The following is a 16,660-nucleotide window of genomic DNA, read 5'->3' as shown; positions in this document are numbered from 1 at the left end:
GGGCCATCGATGATGGTCTGGCCAGATCGAGGGGGCCGGCGCGGGTGCCGCCCGGAACACAAAAAGGTCGGGCGTACTCAGCCAGCCGGACAGATGGCGCTGCGGACGCGACCGTAATCGACGTGGCGGCGGGCCACGAAGCGGCGCTCAACGGCAGCGGTCATGACATGGATGTTGCCACATCTGTACCGGTCAGACCAGCGCACCGTAGCCGATGTCCCACATGACGGGCGGGCTGTGGCCCGACTCACCCGGCGGTCGACGGCGGACTCACCCGCGCCGGTCGACGGCGGCCCGCTCCACCGGTCAGCGGCGGGCCAGCGGGACGACCAGCACGGCCTCGGTGCCGCCGCCGTCGCGGTCGTGCAGCTCGATCGTGCCGCGCAGCTCGCCGGTGGCCAGGGCCCGGACGATCTGCAGCCCGAGCCGGCCGCCGGCGTCGGCGTCGAAGTCGGCCGGCAGGCCCCGACCGTTGTCGGCGACCGTCACGTGCAACTGCTTGCGCTGCCGGTGCACCGCGACGACCACCTCGGCGACCGCCGGTGCCGCCGCCGGCGGGGCGTCCTCGTCCGGCTCGGGGAAGCCGTGCTCCACGGCGTTGAGCAGCAGCTCGTTGAGGACCATCACCAGCGAGGTGGCGATCTCCGCCGGCAGCACCCCGAAGCTGCCGTCGCGGCGCATCGTCACCGGCACCGCGGTCGCGGCGACCTCGGTGGCCGCGCTGGCCACCCGGTCGACGATGCCGTCGAACTCGACCGCCTCGTCGCTGGACATGGCGAGCGTCTCGTGCACCAGCGCGATCGACGCGACCCGGCGTACCGACTCCTCCAACGCCGCCCGGGCCGCCGGCTGCTCGACCCGGCGGGCCTGCAGCCGTAGCAGCGCCGCGACCGTCTGCAGGTTGTTCTTCACCCGGTGGTGGATCTCCCGGATGGTGGCGTCCTTGGTGATCAGCGCCCGGTCCCGGCGCCGGACCTCGGTGATGTCGCGGACCAGCACCAGGGCCCCGATCGGCACCCCGGCCGGCATCAGCGGCAACGCCCGGGTCAGCATGGTCGCGCCGCGCGCCTCGATCTCCTTGCGGGGCGGCGCCTCGCCGCGCAGTGCCACCAGCATCCGGTTGGCCGCGTCGGTGCCCTCCAGCGGGTCGTCGGCGAGGCGGTGGGACAACGCGGCGAGGTCCTCGCCGACGAGGTGGGCGGCGAAGCCCATCCGGCGGAACGCCGACTGCGCGTTCGGGCTGGCGTAGGTGACCTTGCCGCTGGCGTCCAGCCGGATCAACCCGTCGCCGACCCGGGGCGCCGAGGTCGTCTCGCCGGGGTGGCGTACCGGCGGGAAGGTGCCGTCGGCCACCATCTGCGCCAGGTCGTCGGCGGTGGTCAGGTAGTTGAGTTCGAGCTGGCTGGGGGTGCGGGCGGTGGACAGGTTGGTGTCCCGGCCGATCACCGCGATGATCCGCCCGGACTCGCCGTCGGCCGCACGCAGCCGGACCGGCATCGCCTCGTGCCGGGCCGGGGTGTTGCCGTACCAGACCGGGTCGCCCTCCCGCCAGATCCGGCCCTGGCGGTACGCGATCGTCAGGTGGGCGACCTCCGGGCCGTCGACGGTCCGACCGACCTGGTCGTCCTGGTACGCGGTCGGGGCGGTGGTGGGCCGCACCTGTGCCACGCACAGGAACGTCCCGTCGTCGTCGACCGGCACCCAGAGCAGCAGGTCAGCGAAGGACAGATCGGACAGCAGCTGCCACTCCCCGGCGAGCCGGTGCAGGTGGTCGATGTCGACCGGACGCAGGGTGGTGTGTTCCTCGACGAGATCACGCAGGGTCGACACGCTCGTAGCCTGCCATGCCGGGCCGGGGTACCGACACCCGTCACCGGACGTCGGTCGACCCGGTCACCCGACCTCGGTCGGCCCCGGTCGCCCCGGGACGGGGTGCGCCGTCACCGGGTGGCGGTGACCTTGGCCAGCCCACGCGGGGCGTCGGGGTCCTCGCCACGGGCGACCGCCAGTGCCAATGCGAGCTGCTGTGCGGGCAGGATGTCCAGCAGTGGGGCGTACCGCTCGTCGACGTCGGGCAGCACGATCGCGGCGGCCGCGGCGGCCGCGCCGCTGTCGGCACCAGCACCAGCACCGATGGTGAGCACGTCGGCGCGTCGCTGGCGGAGCCGGTGCAGCACCTCCCGCATCGACTCGCCGCCGGGACCGGAGCCGACGACCGCCAGCACCGGCACGTCGGGGTCGGTCATCGCCAGCGGGCCGTGCAGCAGGTCGGCGCCGGAGAAGGCGAGCGCCGGCAGATAGCAGGTCTCCATCAGTTTGAGGGCGGCCTCCCGCGCGGTCGGGTAGGCGTACCCGCGCCCGGTGGTGACCAGCCGGGCGGCGAACCGGTAGCGGTGCGCCAGCTCGGTGGCGGTCGGATCGGCGAGGACCTGGGCGGCCAGCGCGGGCAGGGTGTCCAGCACGGCCCGTTCGGCCGCCGGCAGCGCCCCGTCGCCGGACCGGACGCCCTCGACGAGCATCAGCAGCGCGAGCAGTTCGGCGGTGTACGTCTTGGTCGCGGCGACCGCCCGCTCGTGGCCGGCGGCGATGTCGACGGTGAGTTCGGCGGCGGCCGCCAGGGGCGAGTCGGGCGCGTTGGTGACCGCGACGGTCAACGCGCCCTGCTCCCGGGCCACCCGCAGCACCTCGGCGAGGTCCGGTGAGCCCCCGCTCTGGCTGACCCCGACGACCAGGGCGTCACGCAGATCGGGTCGGGCACCGAACAGGGTCACCGCACTGGGCGAGGCGAGCCCGGCGGGCAGGCCGAGGCGGATCTCGGTGAGGTACGCCGCGTACAGGGCGGCGTGGTCGGAGGTCCCGCGTGCGGTGAAGACCACGTGCCGGGGCCGGCGACGGGTGATCGCCGCGGCGACGTCGGCGATCGCGGCGACGTGGTCGGACTGCAGCAGCCGGGCGTAACCGGCCGGCTGCTCGGCGATGTCGGCCGCCATGCCACGACCGGCCGGACCAGGCTCGCCGCCGGCCGCCGGATTTCCGTTCGTCATCGCGTACCTCTCCAGCTTTGCGCAAACCAGCGTGAAGCGTGCTCATTCTTGCACGATTAGAACGCTGAAAGCAACGAATCGATCAGTACCGCGCAGGGTACGCCGTTTGGTGCTGCGTGCCCTAGGCTCCCGGAGCCAAGGGGAGACGATCACGACACGAGGATCGGGAAAACGTGTCCGAGGGACTGCACGACCCACGGCTGGCGGCCGAGGGTGAGCTGGCACTGGCCCGGATGGCACTCGACGAGGGTGACTACCGGCACGCCGCCGACCACGTCGCCGGCGCCATCACGCACGCGCCGACCATGCCGGAGGTGCACGAGATGCTCACCCGGCTGGCCGCCCGCACCGACGGCGCACTCGACCTGTTCCCCCTCGACGAACACGTCTTCATCGGCACGGTGGTCGCCCGGGCGCACCTGCTGGCCGCCGCCGGACGGGCCGGCGAAGGACTGGAGCTGCTGGCCGCCGCCACCGGGCACGCCCCGACGGTGAACTGGGCCGGGGTTCCCTGGGTCGGCGCCGCCGACCTGCCCGCCCGACTGGACCCGGACCAGATCGTCATCGTGCTGATGCAGATCTGCGCCAGCGTGCCCGACCCGGTGCCCGACGCCGACCGGCCGCCGCTGCTGCCGTACCTGCGACTGGCCGAACACGCCACCACCGCGCACGCCGACCACGGCCTGTTGCTCGGCGCCAGCTCGGCCCTTGCCCGCCGGCTCGGCGAGATCCCCACCGCACTCGACTGGGCCACGCAGGGGGTACGGGCCGAACCCTCCAAGCTCGCCGAGGTGTGGCTCGGGTACGCCTACCGCAGCGCCGGACGCACCGCCGAGGCGATCGCCGCGCTCCGGCGGGCCAGCGCCCACGACCCCGACGACCTGTCCATCTACGCCGACATCGCCGGCACCCTGGCCGACTCCGGGCGCCTCGACGAGGCCATCGACTGGATCGAACAGGCGCTCGCCCGCAACCCGACGTTCGACTGTGCCGTCCACACCGCACACCGGCTCCGCTACCGCCGCGACGGCGAACTGCACCACCTGGTCGCCCTCGCCGACTTCGTCCGGGACCACCCCGACGACTCGCACGAACACCACGACCTGGCCGAGTGCTGCCACGACCGGCCCTGGCTGGCCCGACTGCCCGCCGCCGGCGGCACCGTGGTCGCCACCATCGAACGGGCCCTCACCCGGGGTCTGGTGCCGACCCGGCTGTCCCTGCGCCAGCCCGAGCCACCCAGCGCCATGCGGCTGCTCGGCACCGAACTGCCCGGCCTGCCGGTCACCGTGCAACGCACCCCGAACCCCGACCCCCGCCAGCCACGACGCGCCCCGGTCCGACAGCTGTGGCGCTACGCCGGTTGGCAGGCCGACCCGGCGCTGGACCGGCCGTCGACCAAGGCGAGCCAACGGATCCAGCAGCTCGCCCAGCCGGTCTGGCACCATCCACCGGCGGCCTACGACAGCGCGGTGGTGCTCGCCACCCTCGATCTGGACGACCTGCTCGGGCTGCTGGTGCACCCGCCGTCGCCGCCGGACGAAGTCGGGATCGACCCGGCCGGCTGGCTCCGCTGCGTACAGGTGTGGGCGTGCCTGGGCATCCTGCACCACCGTACCGACGAGGCGTGGCCGGACTCGACCCGCCGCCGGGTGCTGATCGACGTGGCCTGGGGGGTGGAGGACTGGTCCGCCGAGGCCGCGCTGTTCGCGCTGGTCACCGCCGCGTGGGTGGACCCGGCGGTACGCCCGGACGTGGCCCGGGTGGTCGCCGAACGGCTCGCTGACGCGGTCGACGTCTCTGGCCACCGCCCCGTACCGATCCTGTGGTCACTGGCGCAGCTGGCACTGGCCACGCCGGACCTCGACGCCGCGACGACCGGCACGGCACGGCGGATCGCCGGCCGGTCGGCGCGGGTGCCCCGGCCACGCCGGCCGGGACTGATCCGCCGGCTACTGGGCCGCGGCTGACCGCAGCGTGGCCGACCGGCGTACTGACCGCCCTACCCACGCACTGACCGACACCGGCGGGGCGTGCCTACTCGATGACCGCGATCAGGTCGCCTTCCTGCACCACGTCGCCTTCGTTGACGGCCAGCCGCGCCACCACGCCGTCCGCCTCCGCGACCACCGGGATCTCCATCTTCATGGACTCCAGGATCACCAGGGTGTCACCGTCGGAGACGGTGTCGCCGGCGGCGGCCACCACCTTCCACACGTTCGCCACCATCTCGGCCCGGATCTCCTCGGCCATCTGCCGGCCCTCCTTCGTACGTGCCGAACGCGACATGCGGAAGGTATCCCACCACGTGCCCACCGCGCATGCCGGTGACCGGGCCGGCCTAGCATCAACAGGGTCAGCTCCCGAACTACGGGAGTCACCGTCCGACGGGAGGGCACATGGCCAAGAAGGCTCGCAAGAAGAAGGCACGCAAGAAGAGCGCGGCCAACCACGGCAAGCGCCCCAACTCCTGACGCCGCCGGTCGCCGGTCGGGGCCGCGACGGCCCCGACCGGCGACCGCGGTGCTGACCGCCGAGCTACCGGGTCAGTCCGGCAGGAACTCGCGGGATTCGGCGTCGAAGACGAACTCACTGAGCTTGGCCCGGAGCCGGTCCCGCAGCTCGGCCGGCGCGGTCTCGTTGCCGCAGCAGCGGGCGACGAGCGCCTTGACCTCCTGCTCGACCCCGTACTCCCGCAGGCACGGGGAGCATTCGTCGAGGTGGTGCCGGATCCGTTGCCGCCGCTCCTCGGCACACTCCAGGTCAAGGTAGAGGTAGACCTCGGCGAGCACCTGCCGGCAGTCCTGGTCGAACGAGTCACCGCCTTGCACGATCGTCACACCTCCTGGCCGGCTGCGGCAGGCTTCGTCGCCCGGGTCCGGTGCAGACCACGGTCGGTGGCGTAGCGCTCCAGCATGCCACGCAGGTTCCGCCGACCCCGGTGCAGCCGGGACATGACCGTCCCGATCGGAGTCCCCATGATGTCGGCGATCTCCTTGTAGGAGAAGCCTTCCACGTCGGCGAGGTAGACGGCGAGCCGGAACTCCTCCGGCAGCTGCTGCAGCGCGTTCTTGATGTCGCTGTCCGGCAGGCGCTCCAGGGCCTCGGTCTCGGCCGACTTCAACCCGCTGGACGTGTGCGACTCGGCAGCGGCGAGCTGCCAGTCGGTGATCTCCTCGGTCGGCGCCTGCACCGGCTGACGCTGCCGCCGGCGGTAGGAGTTGATGTAGGTGTTCGTGAGGATGCGGTAGAGCCACGCCTTGAGGTTCGTACCCTCCTCGAACTGGTGGAACGCGGAGAACGCCTTCAGATAGGTCTCCTGCACCAGGTCCTCGGCGTCGGCCGGGTTGCGGGTCATCCGCAGGGCGGCCGCGTACAACTGGTCGACGAAGGGCAGCGCGTCACGCTCGAAGCGCGCCCGCCGCTGCTCTGTCTGCTCTGATCGGGTCAACCGCTCGTCCCCCCTCGACTGTCCCGCCGAGGATACGCGCACCGACCGACCAGAAACCGTGGTTCGGTCAGGTGTGCCCGTGCTCACCAGTCGTGTGGCAGGCTGTCCGACCGCCCGTACGCCCATCGCCCAGTGCTCCGGTGACCAGTCGGCGGACCCGGGCAGCCGACCACCGGCAACCCACCCGGCCGCCGCCCGCGTCCCGCCCCGTATGTCGGTTCGCACCCGTTCCACCCTTCGTTGCCGCTACTTCCGAGGGGTGTAACGCCAGGTGGGTGTCCGGGCATTCCGGCAGCGCGCCGGCGGCGGGTGTCGGGGACCGGTGGCGCCCGTCCCGGCTCCGGTGCCGAAGATGGGCACCGGAGCCGAGAGGGGCCTGGGAGTTTCCCGCGGTGGTGTCGCCTCCGCGGCATCGCCGGACGCCGGCTCGGCGCCACGGCCATCCGATGCAACGACGGCACGACGGGGCGGACACGGTCGACGCGCCGACGCCACACCCGCCGGTGCCCCGGGCGCTCCGGCCTGAAGCCGCTCGGGCCAGGGCGGGGTCGGTCGGAACGGGCCGGTCAGGGGTGGGCCCAGCCGTGCCCGGCGAGCCACCGGACGACGATCGCGGCCGTACCGGCGGGGTCGCCCTTCAGGTCGTGCCGCTGCCCCGGCCGGACCACCACGTCCCGACCGGGGGCGGGTGCCGGTACGCCGAACGGGTCCCGGTCGCCGTTGACGACCAGGGTCGGCCGGCCGGTGTCCAGCTCGGCGAGTCGGGACCGCTCCGGCCGGCCGGGCGGATGCAGTGGGAACGCCAACGCCACGACGCCCGCCGCGCCCAGCGCGGCCGCCGTCCGGCAGGCGACCCGGGCGCCGCTGGACCGGCCCCCGACGATCAGCGCCGGCGCCGTGGCGAAACCGGCCAGCAGGTCGGCTACGACGGCGAGCCAGGCCTCGTCCAGGTGGCCGGCCGGGGCCGGGGCCCGCCGGCCGGCCACCCGGTAGGGCTGGGTGACGCGGGCCACCGCCACCGCCGCCCGGATGGCGGCGGCGGTGAGCGCCGACAGATCGGGAGCGGTCACGTCGCCGCCGGCCCCGTGGCCGAGCACGAGCAGGCTGGTCACGGCGGGATCCGGGACGATCAGGTCGACCCGGGCGGGCCCACGCGGGGTCGGCACGGTCCGTTGCTGGCCGGTCAGCTCCGGTACGGCTGCCGCCGGTTGGGTCTCGGTCACCGACCCATTCTGCCGGTGGCCTGCCTCAGCGCAGCGGCACCAGGCTGAGCAGCCGTTCGTGCACCGGCTCGACGACGGCAACGGCATCGTCGGGATCAGCGCCGCCAGGCCCGGCGTGGCGGGGACCGGCGCCGTCGAGCCCGTTGCCCCCGAGCCCGTTGCCCCCGAGCCCGGTGCCCTCGCCCTCGGGGTCGGCGTCGTCCCGGTCGGCGGAACCCTGCCAGGCCACCAACATGGCCCGACGTTCCCGGGGAGTGGTCGCTCCCCACACCCCGTGACTGTCGCCCGCATCGAGCGCCCAGGCCAGACACGGCCCCTGCACCTGGCAGGTACGGCAGAGCGCCACCGCCGCGTCGGGCGGCTCGCTCGGCGCGGGGAAGAACGTCTCCGGGTCGACGCTCTGGCAGACACCGCGGGTCCGCCACGCCTCGTCCAGACGGCGTTCCGCCATCGCCCTGAGCAGCCTGGGGTCGCGGCGTGCCGCAGCGACCTCGTGCGGCCGGGGCATTCGCGCCCGTGTCATTTACCCACCTCCCCCGTGGGATCACAGACATTGATCAAAGTCGTTTGCTTGGAGTGAATCCAAATCCACTGTCGGCGCTGGTTTCTATCGCACTTCGCCACACACGTACAAGGGGCTGGATCGATTCTGGGGAAAATTCGGTCCGGCGTTTCGGTCGCAACTCTGGCAAACCTCCACGTCAGTGGCCAGATGAACACCAGGAGTCACGGCCGTTGATGCCGCACGCGGGTGGGAGCGGTACCATGGGGTGACCGTCAGAACAGGCTGGCCTGCCCAGGCCCGCCAGCGCCGCCCTGCTCGCCGGCGAACGAGACCCGCCGGACCAGTTCAGCACCGTTGTTGCGTACGTTGCCCACCGCCGGACCGACCGGGCGGATCTCTATACCGCCGAGGTAATCGTCATCCGGTGGGCTCAGCAACGCGGTGCCGTCCGCCGCCGGGTCGAGCCATTCCGACCAGCGGTCCGCCGGCAGCAGCAGCGGCATCCGATCATGCACCTCGGCCAGCGGGCCCAGGGCCGCGGTGGTAATCACGCTACTGGTGATCATCGGTTCGGGCCGTGACCAGACCGACCAGATTCCGGCGAACGCCAACTGCCGGCCGTCGACGGGCGTCATGAAGTACGCCTGCGCCGCACCGCGCCGTACGCCGCGCGGGCGCACCCACTCGTACCAGCCGTCGGCTGGCACCAGGCACCGCCGGCGGGCGAACGACGGGGCGAACGCCCGGCTCGTCGCCACCGACTCCGCCCGCGCGTTGATCATGCGCGCCCCGATCTTCGGGTCGGTGGCCCACGGCGGCACCAGCCCCCACCGGGCCAGGCCGAGCACCCGCCGCGCCGGGGGCTGCCCCGCGTCGGCGTCCTGCGGGTCGGTCCGTTGGTCGGCCGAGTCGGCCCGGTCGGCGGCGTCACCGGCCCGGCGGGACAGCCGCACGATCGGCACCGCGTCGGTCGGGGCGACGTTGTAGTCGGCCACCAACGGCTCCGCCGTGTCGTCCAGCGCCTCGAACAGCGCGCTGAGGTCCGCCGCGCTGCGCGTGGTCGCGTACCGCCCGCACATGGCGCCCAGGCTAGTCGGTCCGGCGGGCGCCGGGTTGGCACACTGTAGGGGTGCCCGAACTGACCACGCCCCCACCGCCCCGGCCGTGGAGCGCGCCGACCGCCGCCGGCGGCGTCCGTACCGCCCTGCGGTTGCCCGGATCGAAGTCGATGACCGCCCGTGCCCTGGTGCTCGCCGCCCTCGCCGCCGGGCCGGGCACCGTCACCCGGCCGCTGCGCGCCCGGGACACCACGCTGATGAGTGCCGCGCTCGGCGCGCTCGGCGTCGACCTGGACACCTCGTCGGCGCAGCGGTGGGCAGTCCGGCCCGGCCCGCTGCGCGGATCCACGCAGATCGACGTCGGCCTGGCCGGCACCATCATGCGCTTCCTGCCGGCCGTCGCCGCGCTCGCCGACGGTCCGGTCACCTTCGACGGCGACCCGCACGCCCGGACCCGGCCACTCGGGCCGCTGCTGACCGGCCTCCGGGCCCTCGGGGTGGGCATCGACGCCGCTGACGGCGACCTGCTGCCGATCACCGTGCACGGCACCGGGCAGGTCCCCGGCGGCGCCGTGACCGTCGACGCCACCAGGTCCAGCCAGTTCGTCTCCGGCCTGCTGCTGGCCGCGCCCCGGTTCACCGACGGCGTGACCGTCCGGCATGTCGGTGCCGCGCTGCCGTCCACCCCGCACGTGCGGATGACCGTCGAGATGCTGCGGGCCGCCGGCGCCGTCGTCGACGACTCGGTGGCCGACACCTGGCGGGTCGAACCGGGCGAGCTGGCCGGCCGCGACTGCGTGGTCGAGCCGGACCTGTCCGGGGCGATGCCGTTCTTCGCCGCCGCGCTGGTCACCGGCGGTACGGTCACCCTGGTCGGCTGGCCCACCCACAGCGTGCAGCCGATCCGGCAGCTGACCGACCTCGTCGAGCAGCTCGGTGGCACCGTGACCGTCGGCCCGGCCGGGCTCACCGTCACCGGCACCGGCACCATCCACGGCCTCACCGCCGACCTGCGGGAGGTCGGCGAACTCACCCCGGTGCTCGCGGCCCTCGCCGCGCTGGCCGATTCGCCGTCGCGACTGACCGGTGTCGCGCACATCCGGGGGCACGAGACCGACCGGCTGGCCGCCCTCGCCGCCGAGCTGACCGGCCTCGGCACCCAGGTCACCGAGCTGCCCGACGGGCTGGTGATCGACCCGAAGCCGTTGCACGGCGGCACCTGGCGCACCTACGACGACCACCGCATGGCGCACGCGGCGGCCGTCCTCGGGCTTGTGGTGCCCGGCGTCGAGCTGACCGACGTCGGCTGCACCTCCAAGACACTGCCCGAATTTCCGACCCTGTGGTCCGCCGTAGCCGCCGGTGACCCGGGCGAACTGGCAGACTCGTGACCGGCCGGTAGCGCGGGCACCGGCATCCGGTAGAGGGGAGCACCGTCCTGACCGGTCGGCGCAGGGAGTACGACGAGGACGACGTCCGGGTCCGGCCGCGCCGGTCCTCCCGCCCGCGTACCCGGACCCGGCCGGCGCACTCCGACGCGGTCGACGGTTTCGTGGTCACCGTCGACCGGGGCCGGTACGGCTGCGTGCTCGCCGACGCCGTCCCGGACTCCCCGGACGGGCCGCCGCCGGTGGTGACCGCGATGCGCGCCCGGGAGCTCGGCCGCCGGGCGGTGGTGGTGGGTGACCGGGTCGGCCTGGTCGGCGACGTCTCGGGGGCAACCGGCAGTCTCGCCCGGATCGTGCGCATCGACGAGCGGGTGTCGGTGCTGCGGCGTACCGCCGACGACGACGAGTCCACCCCGGAGGGGCGGCTGGAGCGGGTGGTGGTCGCCAACGCCGACCAGTTGGTGATCGTGAGCGCGCTGGCGGATCCACCGCCGCGGACCGGGTTCATCGACCGGTGCCTGGTCGCCGCGTACGACGCCGGGATCGCGCCGCTGCTGTGCCTGACCAAGGCCGACCTGGCCGGCCCGGAGCAGGTCGTCGACTACTACCGCGACCTCGACCTGGCGTACGTGCTGTGCCGTCCGGGCAGCGACCTGACCGAGCTGCGCGAACGGCTGGCCGGCCGGCTGTCGGTGCTCGTCGGGCATTCCGGGGTCGGCAAGAGCACCCTGGTCAACCGGTTGGTGCCGGAGGCGTTGCGGGCCGTCGGCACGGTCAGCGCGATCGGCCGGGGCCGGCACACGTCGTCCAGCGCCGTCGCGCTGCGGCTGCCCCGGCAGCCGGCGGCCAACCGTGCCGGGGCGGGCGCCGACCGCGACGCCGATCCGGGGTGGATCGTCGACACGCCCGGGGTACGCAGCTTCGGGCTGGCCCACGTGTCGGCCGACAGCCTGTTGCACGGATTCCCCGACCTGGTCGAGGGTAGTCTCGACTGCCCGCCGAACTGCGAGCACACCGGCGGGGCCGAGCAGTGCCGGCTGGCGGCCTGGGTGGCGGCCGGCAACGCCGACGCGCGGCGGCTCGCGTCGTACCGGCGGTTGCTGGACTCGCGTGCCGGGGAGGCCGACCAGGGGACCTCCGACCATCGCGTGCGGTAATCCGATACCTTTCCCGCCATGGCCCGGTACGCCGACGATCTCTCCCTCGCCCACCTGCTCGCGGACACCGCGGACTCGATATCGATGGCCCGGTTCCGGGCGCTCGACCTGAGTGTCGAGGCCAAACCGGACCTCACCCCGGTATCCGATGCGGACACCGCCGTGGAGAAGGCGTTGCGGGCCACCCTCGCCCGGACCCGCCCCCGGGACGGGGTGCTCGGCGAAGAGTTCGGTGCCTCGGTGGCGGCGGCCGGCCCGGGCAACCGTCAGTGGGTGATCGACCCGATCGACGGCACCAAGAACTTCATCCGCGGGGTGCCGATCTGGGCCACCCTGATCTGCCTGATGGAAGGCGACCAGCCGGTGGTCGGCCTGGTCTCCGCGCCGGCGCTGGGGCGCCGCTGGTGGGCGGCGGTCGGACACGGCGCGTACGCCGGGCGGCACACCGCCGCCGCGACCCCGATCCGGGTCTCCGGGGTCCGCCGCCTCGCCGACGCCAGCTTCTGCTACTCGTCGCTGACCAGCTGGGAGGAGTCGGGGCGGCTGGACGCGATGCTCGGCATCATGCGGTCGGTGTGGCGCAGCCGCGCGTACGGCGACTTCTACGGCTACATGCTGCTCGCCGAGGGGGCCGTCGACGCGATGGTGGAGCCGGAGCTGTCGTTGTGGGACCTGGCCGCGCTGATCCCGATCGTCACCGAGGCCGGCGGCACCTTCACCGACCTGACCGGCAAACCCGGCCCGGCCGGCGGCAGCGCCGTCGCCAGCAACGGGAAGCTGCATTCGGACCTGCTGCACCGGCTCGGCTGACGGTCGGTCGTCCGGTTCGTCGCCGAACGTATCGACGACTGCCGGATCGCCGGGATCGCGCCGGCCTGCACAGGTGTGAGCGAAGCCACCGTCTATCCTCGCCGGGTGACGACGACCGGCTGGTGTTTCCTCGGGGCGATGGTCGCCACGTACGGCGTCGCGCATCTGTTCCAGGCCGTCGCCGCAGCCCGCACGACGGTCCGGCACCGCTTCGACCCGGGCCTGCTGCTGCGCCTGGCCCGTCAGCGGGTCTACCTGGTCGGGATCGGTTGCCAGATCCTCGCCTTCCTGTTCGCCTTCTTCGCCCGACGGGACCTGCCGCTGTTCCTGGTGCAGGCCAGCGTCGCCGCCGCGCTCGGAGTGACCGCGCTGCTCGGGGTGCTGGCCCTGCGGTGGCGGCTACCGGCGGCCGAGGTCGCGCTGCTGGTGCTGCTGCTGATCGGGGTGACCGCGCTGGTGGTCTCCGCCCGACCGGCACCGGCGCATCAGCTCGGCCCCCGCGCGGTGGCGGTGATCGCGCTGTCCACCGTGGTGATCGCCGCGCTGGGGACGCTCGCCGCCCGGTTCACCGGGCCGTCGGCCTCGGTCGGGCTCGGCCTGCTCGCCGGGTTCGCGTTCTCGGCGGCCGCGGTCGCGTCCCGGCCGCTCGCCGGTGCCGACAACTACCAGGAACTGCTCACCGAGCCGTTGCTCTACCTGCTGGTCGCGCACTCCGCGATCGGTCAGTGGCTGATCGGGCTGGCCATGCAGCGCGGCTCCGTCACCGCCGCGATCGCCGCGATGGACGCCGCCGGGGCGGTGCCGGCGGCCATCGTCGGGCTGCTGCTGCTCAACGACAAGATCTGGCCGGGCCGGGAATGGCTGGCGGCGGTCGGCTTCCTGATCACGCTCGCCTCGGTGGTGGGTCTGACCCGGTACGCGGCGGCGCAGCACAGCGGTGCCGTACCGGTGGTCGCCGCGCCACGGCCGGCAGTCCCCGGACCGGCCGCCCACCCCGGCGGCACTCCGCCGGCACACCCCGGCGGCGTTCCGGCCGCCCACCCCGGTGGCCTTCCCACGGCCCGGGCCGGGGGCGGACCGGCCCGTGTCGGCGGAGGTCAGGCGGCCCGGACGGCAGCGGCGGTCGGGGCCGGCTCGATCGCGTCGGCGTCGATCGCCGTCAGGTCCAGCTCCAGCTCGACCGGTGCGACCGACTCACCGTCGGGCAGCGCCACCGCGGCGGTCGACGCCGCCTCCGGCGTACCCCGCAACCCGAGCACCCGCTGATAGAGCCGTTCGACGGCGGCAGCGGTCCGTTCCCAGCTGTAGCGGCACCGGACCCGATCGATCCCGGCATGGCCGAAGGCGAACCGCTCGGCCTCGTCGGCGAGCAGCCGCCGTACGGTGACGCCGAGGGCCCGGACGTCGCCCACCGGCACCAGCCGCCCGGTCACCGAGTCCACCACGCAGTCGGCGACGCCGCCGTGGGCGTACCCGACGACCGGGATGCCACAGGCCATCGCCTCCAACGCCACGGTGCCGACCGGGGCGTACCGGGCGGCGCAGACGACCACGTCGACCGAGCGGTACAGCTGGGGCATCTCCTCGGCCGGTACCAGGCCGGCGAGTTCGATCCGGTCGGCGACCCCGTACCGGTGGGCCAGCTCGATCAGCCGGCGGGCGCCGGGATCGTCGGCCAGTTCGGCCCGGGGCGGCCCCCCGACGATGATCAGATCGGCGTCGCCGACCAGCCGTAACGCGCCGAGCAGCGCGTCGTGACCAGCACCGGGGACAAGGTCGCCGACGGCGAGCAGCCGCCGACGCCGCCGACGGGGCGGATCGGGGTCCGGGGTGAACCGGGCCGTGTCCACGCCGGGCGGGATCAGCACCACCGACGCCCGGTCCCGACCCAGCCGGGCGAGTTCGTCGACTTCCTCGGTGCACTGCGCGACCGCCGCGTCGACGACCCGGCCCAGCGCCCGCTCCAACGCGATCCGGACCTGCGGTCCCCGGTATCCGCTGCCGAGCATGCGCTGCTGGTGACTGCCGACGCTGTGGAAGGTCTGCACCAGCGGGATCCGACTGTCGGCCACCGCGCTGGCGGCGGCGAGCCCGCCGGGCCAGAAGTGCCCGTGCACCACGTCCGGCGTCCACTGGCCGGCCCGCCACTGGCCGGCCAACGCCCGCCCGAGCTCCGGCAGGTACGCCAGCAGGTCCGCGGTGGGCAGCCGGGTCGGCGGCCCGGCCGGGATCCGTACCAGCTGGTAGCCGTCGCGTTCGACGGTGTGCGGCTCGTCGGGGTCGGTCCACCGCTCATGTACGCGTACCTCGTGGCCGAGGGCGGCCAGCTCACGGGCGAGCCGGGCGATGTGCGCGGCGGTACCGGTCAGCGGCTGACCGGCCGGGTTCACGTCGGCGGGGCACCGGGCGGGGTCCCGGTCCGGGTCGGCACGGCGCAGCGACGCTCCACCGTGTGCGGACACCAGAGCGACCCGCATCGTCACCTCCGTGGGTTCGTCACCGTTGGTAGTGGTTCTTTCTAACCTCTGCCGTACGGCCGAACACCCGGTTCCGGTCAGCACCACCCTCGGGTGAGGCCGGGATGAGGTGCGACAACGCACACCGGCGGTATGACCGGAGCAAACCGGGGTACCCGTACGTATGGCAGCGACCAGGACGCAGAGCAGCCGCATCCGCCCACCGGGTACGTCGCCGCGCCGCGACGCTGCCGGGCCGTCCGGTGACGCCCCGAGCCGGCGGCGCACCGCCGGGGAGCCGCCGGACGACCCACCGCGTACCGCCGCCGTGCGACTGTCGTCGCAGCCGATCGTCCGGCTGGTCGGTGAGCTGACCACCGACACCGTGGGGCAACTGCGCGACGCGCTGCTCGACTGCCTGGCCGACCGGGCGGCTCCGCTCGGGGTCGACGTCTCCGGGCTGCACCTCGCCGAGCCGACGGCGCTGCTGCGCCTCGCCGACGTGCCGCAGCTGGTCGCCGACTGGCCGGCCGGCGGCCTGGTCTGCACCGCCCCGCCACCAGGGGCCGGGACGCTGTGGGCGGCCGCCGGGTTCTCCGTACTGCCGGATCGTCAGTTGGCGTGCGCCCTGCTGGCCGGGGCACCGGCGGCCCGCGCGCTCGGCGTCGAGCTCGAACCGGTCGCGGGTGCGGCGCGCACCGCGCGGACGCTGCTGACCCGCGGCTGCCGGCAGTGGGACGTCCCGCAGCTGATCGAGCCGGCCGCGCTCGCGCTGACCGAGCTGGTCAACAACGTGGTGGTGCACGCCGGTACGGCGATGTCGGTCCGGGTCGGGTACCGCGACGGCTGTCTGCGGGTGTCGGTCCGGGACGGCTCCCCCGTCGCCCCGCGACCCGGTGCGCCGGTGTCGCCGACCGCACTCGGTGGACGGGGGATGTGGCTGGTCGAATCGGTGGCCCGCCGGTGGGGCTGCACCGCACTCGCCGACGGCAAGCTGGTCTGGGCCGTGCTCGACCCGTCGGACCGTTCGTGGAAAGGAGTCTGAGGTGGTACGTGTGGTTTCCGGTCCGGTGCGATGGGCGTTGCTGGTGGCCGGCGCGGCGGTGGGATACCTGATCGGCCGCCGGGCCGCCGGTGCCGGGCGCGACCGACGTCGCGGCCCGGCGGCAGGCCGGGCGGCCCAGGTGCCCGGTACGGTCACCGCCCCGGTGCCCGGTTCGGTCACCCCGGTCCGCCCGGCGGTCGCGCCGGCCGGGCAGCGACCCGGCGCCGACCTCGGCTACCACCCGGGCCGCCCCGCCGACGAGGACTTCGCGGCGGACGTGGTCAGCGGCGCGTCGGCGACGACGGCCTCACATCCGTACGAGGTCCGACCGGGCCGCACCACGGCGAGCCCGGTGGCGCCGGTCGGTGACCCGGTGGTGCCGACCGGGACCGACGCCGACGGCGATCCACCACCGCTGCGCCGCCGCCCGGACCGGCCCAGCGGGTCCGGGCCCCGCCAGCCCCGGTACGGCGAGTCCGGGTACGGCGAGTCCGGGTACGGCGAGTCCGCACCCGGTGTGTGA

The 16,660-nt window shown here is 74.1% G+C and carries 14 protein-coding genes and 2 pseudogenes; 7 read left to right on the top strand and 9 right to left on the bottom strand.

Annotated features, from left to right (window positions below; all coding sequences use genetic code 11):
- Positions 1-306: 306 nt before the first annotated feature.
- Both O7623_RS27240 and O7623_RS27235 read right to left on the bottom strand, forming a co-directional pair.
- Positions 307-1,830, bottom strand: coding sequence for a histidine kinase N-terminal domain-containing protein (locus O7623_RS27240; RefSeq protein ID WP_282225796.1), 1,524 nt, complete (start codon positions 1,828-1,830; stop codon positions 307-309).
- 110 nt (positions 1,831-1,940) lie between these two features.
- On the bottom strand, positions 1,941-2,990 hold the full coding sequence (locus O7623_RS27235) for an SIS domain-containing protein (protein ID WP_282229604.1): 1,050 nt from the start codon (positions 2,988-2,990) through the stop codon (positions 1,941-1,943).
- A gap of 287 nt (positions 2,991-3,277) precedes the next feature.
- Here O7623_RS27235 and O7623_RS27230 point away from each other — a divergent pair, with 287 nt between their 5' ends.
- Positions 3,278-5,014, top strand: a complete 1,737-nt coding sequence (locus tag O7623_RS27230) for a tetratricopeptide repeat protein (RefSeq protein WP_282229603.1) — start codon at positions 3,278-3,280, stop codon at positions 5,012-5,014.
- A gap of 67 nt (positions 5,015-5,081) precedes the next feature.
- Here the strand turns inward: O7623_RS27230 and O7623_RS27225 are convergent, their stop codons facing one another.
- The 6 genes and pseudogenes from O7623_RS27225 to O7623_RS27200 form a co-directional block, all read right to left on the bottom strand.
- On the bottom strand, positions 5,082-5,297 hold the full coding sequence (locus tag O7623_RS27225) for a biotin/lipoyl-binding carrier protein (protein ID WP_282225795.1): 216 nt from the start codon (positions 5,295-5,297) through the stop codon (positions 5,082-5,084).
- Between the two features lie 293 nt (positions 5,298-5,590).
- Positions 5,591-5,875: a mycothiol system anti-sigma-R factor gene (gene rsrA, locus O7623_RS27220; protein WP_282229602.1), complete on the bottom strand. Its 285-nt coding sequence runs from the start codon at positions 5,873-5,875 to the stop codon at positions 5,591-5,593.
- A gap of 5 nt (positions 5,876-5,880) precedes the next feature.
- Positions 5,881-6,621, bottom strand: coding sequence for a sigma-70 family RNA polymerase sigma factor (locus O7623_RS27215; RefSeq protein ID WP_282229601.1), 741 nt, complete (start codon positions 6,619-6,621; stop codon positions 5,881-5,883).
- Positions 6,622-7,061: 440 nt separating this feature from the next.
- Positions 7,062-7,718 carry an alpha/beta family hydrolase gene (locus O7623_RS27210; RefSeq protein WP_282225794.1) on the bottom strand — a complete coding sequence of 219 codons (657 nt, stop codon included), beginning with the start codon at positions 7,716-7,718 and terminating at the stop codon, positions 7,062-7,064.
- A 208-nt stretch (positions 7,719-7,926) separates the two neighbouring features.
- A pseudogene (locus O7623_RS27205) lies at positions 7,927-8,241 on the bottom strand (WhiB family transcriptional regulator); the annotation flags it as partial.
- Positions 8,242-8,495: 254 nt separating this feature from the next.
- The gene (locus O7623_RS27200; RefSeq protein WP_282225793.1) at positions 8,496-9,302 is read right to left on the bottom strand and encodes an SOS response-associated peptidase; all 807 of its coding nucleotides are present in this window, start codon (positions 9,300-9,302) and stop codon (positions 8,496-8,498) included.
- 50 nt (positions 9,303-9,352) lie between these two features.
- On the opposite strand from O7623_RS27200, the gene aroA reads away from it, so the two are divergent.
- The 4 genes and pseudogenes from aroA to O7623_RS27180 all read left to right on the top strand — a co-directional run.
- Entirely contained in the window at positions 9,353-10,672 is a 1,320-nt protein-coding gene (gene aroA / locus O7623_RS27195) for a 3-phosphoshikimate 1-carboxyvinyltransferase (protein WP_282225792.1), read from the top strand.
- Between the two features lie 47 nt (positions 10,673-10,719).
- A complete protein-coding gene (locus O7623_RS27190; RefSeq protein ID WP_282229600.1) occupies positions 10,720-11,826 on the top strand; it encodes a ribosome small subunit-dependent GTPase A in 1,107 nt (368 codons plus the stop codon).
- Between the two features lie 18 nt (positions 11,827-11,844).
- A complete protein-coding gene (gene hisN / locus O7623_RS27185) occupies positions 11,845-12,636 on the top strand; it encodes a histidinol-phosphatase (protein WP_282225791.1) in 792 nt (263 codons plus the stop codon).
- A gap of 138 nt (positions 12,637-12,774) precedes the next feature.
- Positions 12,775-13,557: pseudogene (locus O7623_RS27180) on the top strand (hypothetical protein); the annotation flags it as partial.
- Between the two features lie 176 nt (positions 13,558-13,733).
- On the opposite strand, the gene O7623_RS27175 reads toward O7623_RS27180, so the two are convergent.
- Entirely contained in the window at positions 13,734-15,113 is a 1,380-nt protein-coding gene (locus O7623_RS27175) for a glycosyltransferase (protein WP_282225790.1), read from the bottom strand.
- Positions 15,114-15,276: 163 nt separating this feature from the next.
- On the opposite strand from O7623_RS27175, the gene O7623_RS27170 reads away from it, so the two are divergent.
- Complete coding sequence (locus O7623_RS27170; protein WP_282225789.1) at positions 15,277-16,137, top strand: ATP-binding protein; 861 nt, start codon at positions 15,277-15,279, stop codon at positions 16,135-16,137.
- 1 nt (position 16,138) lies between these two features.
- Positions 16,139-16,660 carry a hypothetical protein gene (locus O7623_RS27165; protein ID WP_282225788.1) on the top strand — a complete coding sequence of 174 codons (522 nt, stop codon included), beginning with the start codon at positions 16,139-16,141 and terminating at the stop codon, positions 16,658-16,660.

The organism is Solwaraspora sp. WMMD791, from assembly GCF_029581195.1.
In the GTDB taxonomy this organism is placed as follows: Bacteria; Actinomycetota; Actinomycetes; order Mycobacteriales; family Micromonosporaceae; genus Micromonospora_E.
This window is presented reverse-complemented; position numbering and strand designations above follow the sequence as displayed.

Bases quoted from the DNA above. Each gene is read 5' to 3' on its own strand.
- O7623_RS27215 (WP_282229601.1), bottom strand. From the start codon at position 6,621: ATGGGCGTACGGGCGGTCGGACAGCCTGCCACACGACTGGTGAGCACG.
- O7623_RS27175 (WP_282225790.1), bottom strand. From the start codon at position 15,113: ATGCGGGTCGCTCTGGTGTCCGCACACGGTGGAGCGTCGCTGCGCCGT.
- hisN (WP_282225791.1), top strand. From the start codon at position 11,845: ATGGCCCGGTACGCCGACGATCTCTCCCTCGCCCACCTGCTCGCGGAC.
- O7623_RS27230 (WP_282229603.1), top strand. From the start codon at position 3,278: ATGGCACTCGACGAGGGTGACTACCGGCACGCCGCCGACCACGTCGCC.
- O7623_RS27235 (WP_282229604.1), bottom strand. From the start codon at position 2,990: ATGGCGGCCGACATCGCCGAGCAGCCGGCCGGTTACGCCCGGCTGCTG.
- O7623_RS27225 (WP_282225795.1), bottom strand. From the start codon at position 5,297: ATGGCCGAGGAGATCCGGGCCGAGATGGTGGCGAACGTGTGGAAGGTG.
- O7623_RS27200 (WP_282225793.1), bottom strand. From the start codon at position 9,302: ATGTGCGGGCGGTACGCGACCACGCGCAGCGCGGCGGACCTCAGCGCG.
- O7623_RS27170 (WP_282225789.1), top strand. From the start codon at position 15,277: ATGGCAGCGACCAGGACGCAGAGCAGCCGCATCCGCCCACCGGGTACG.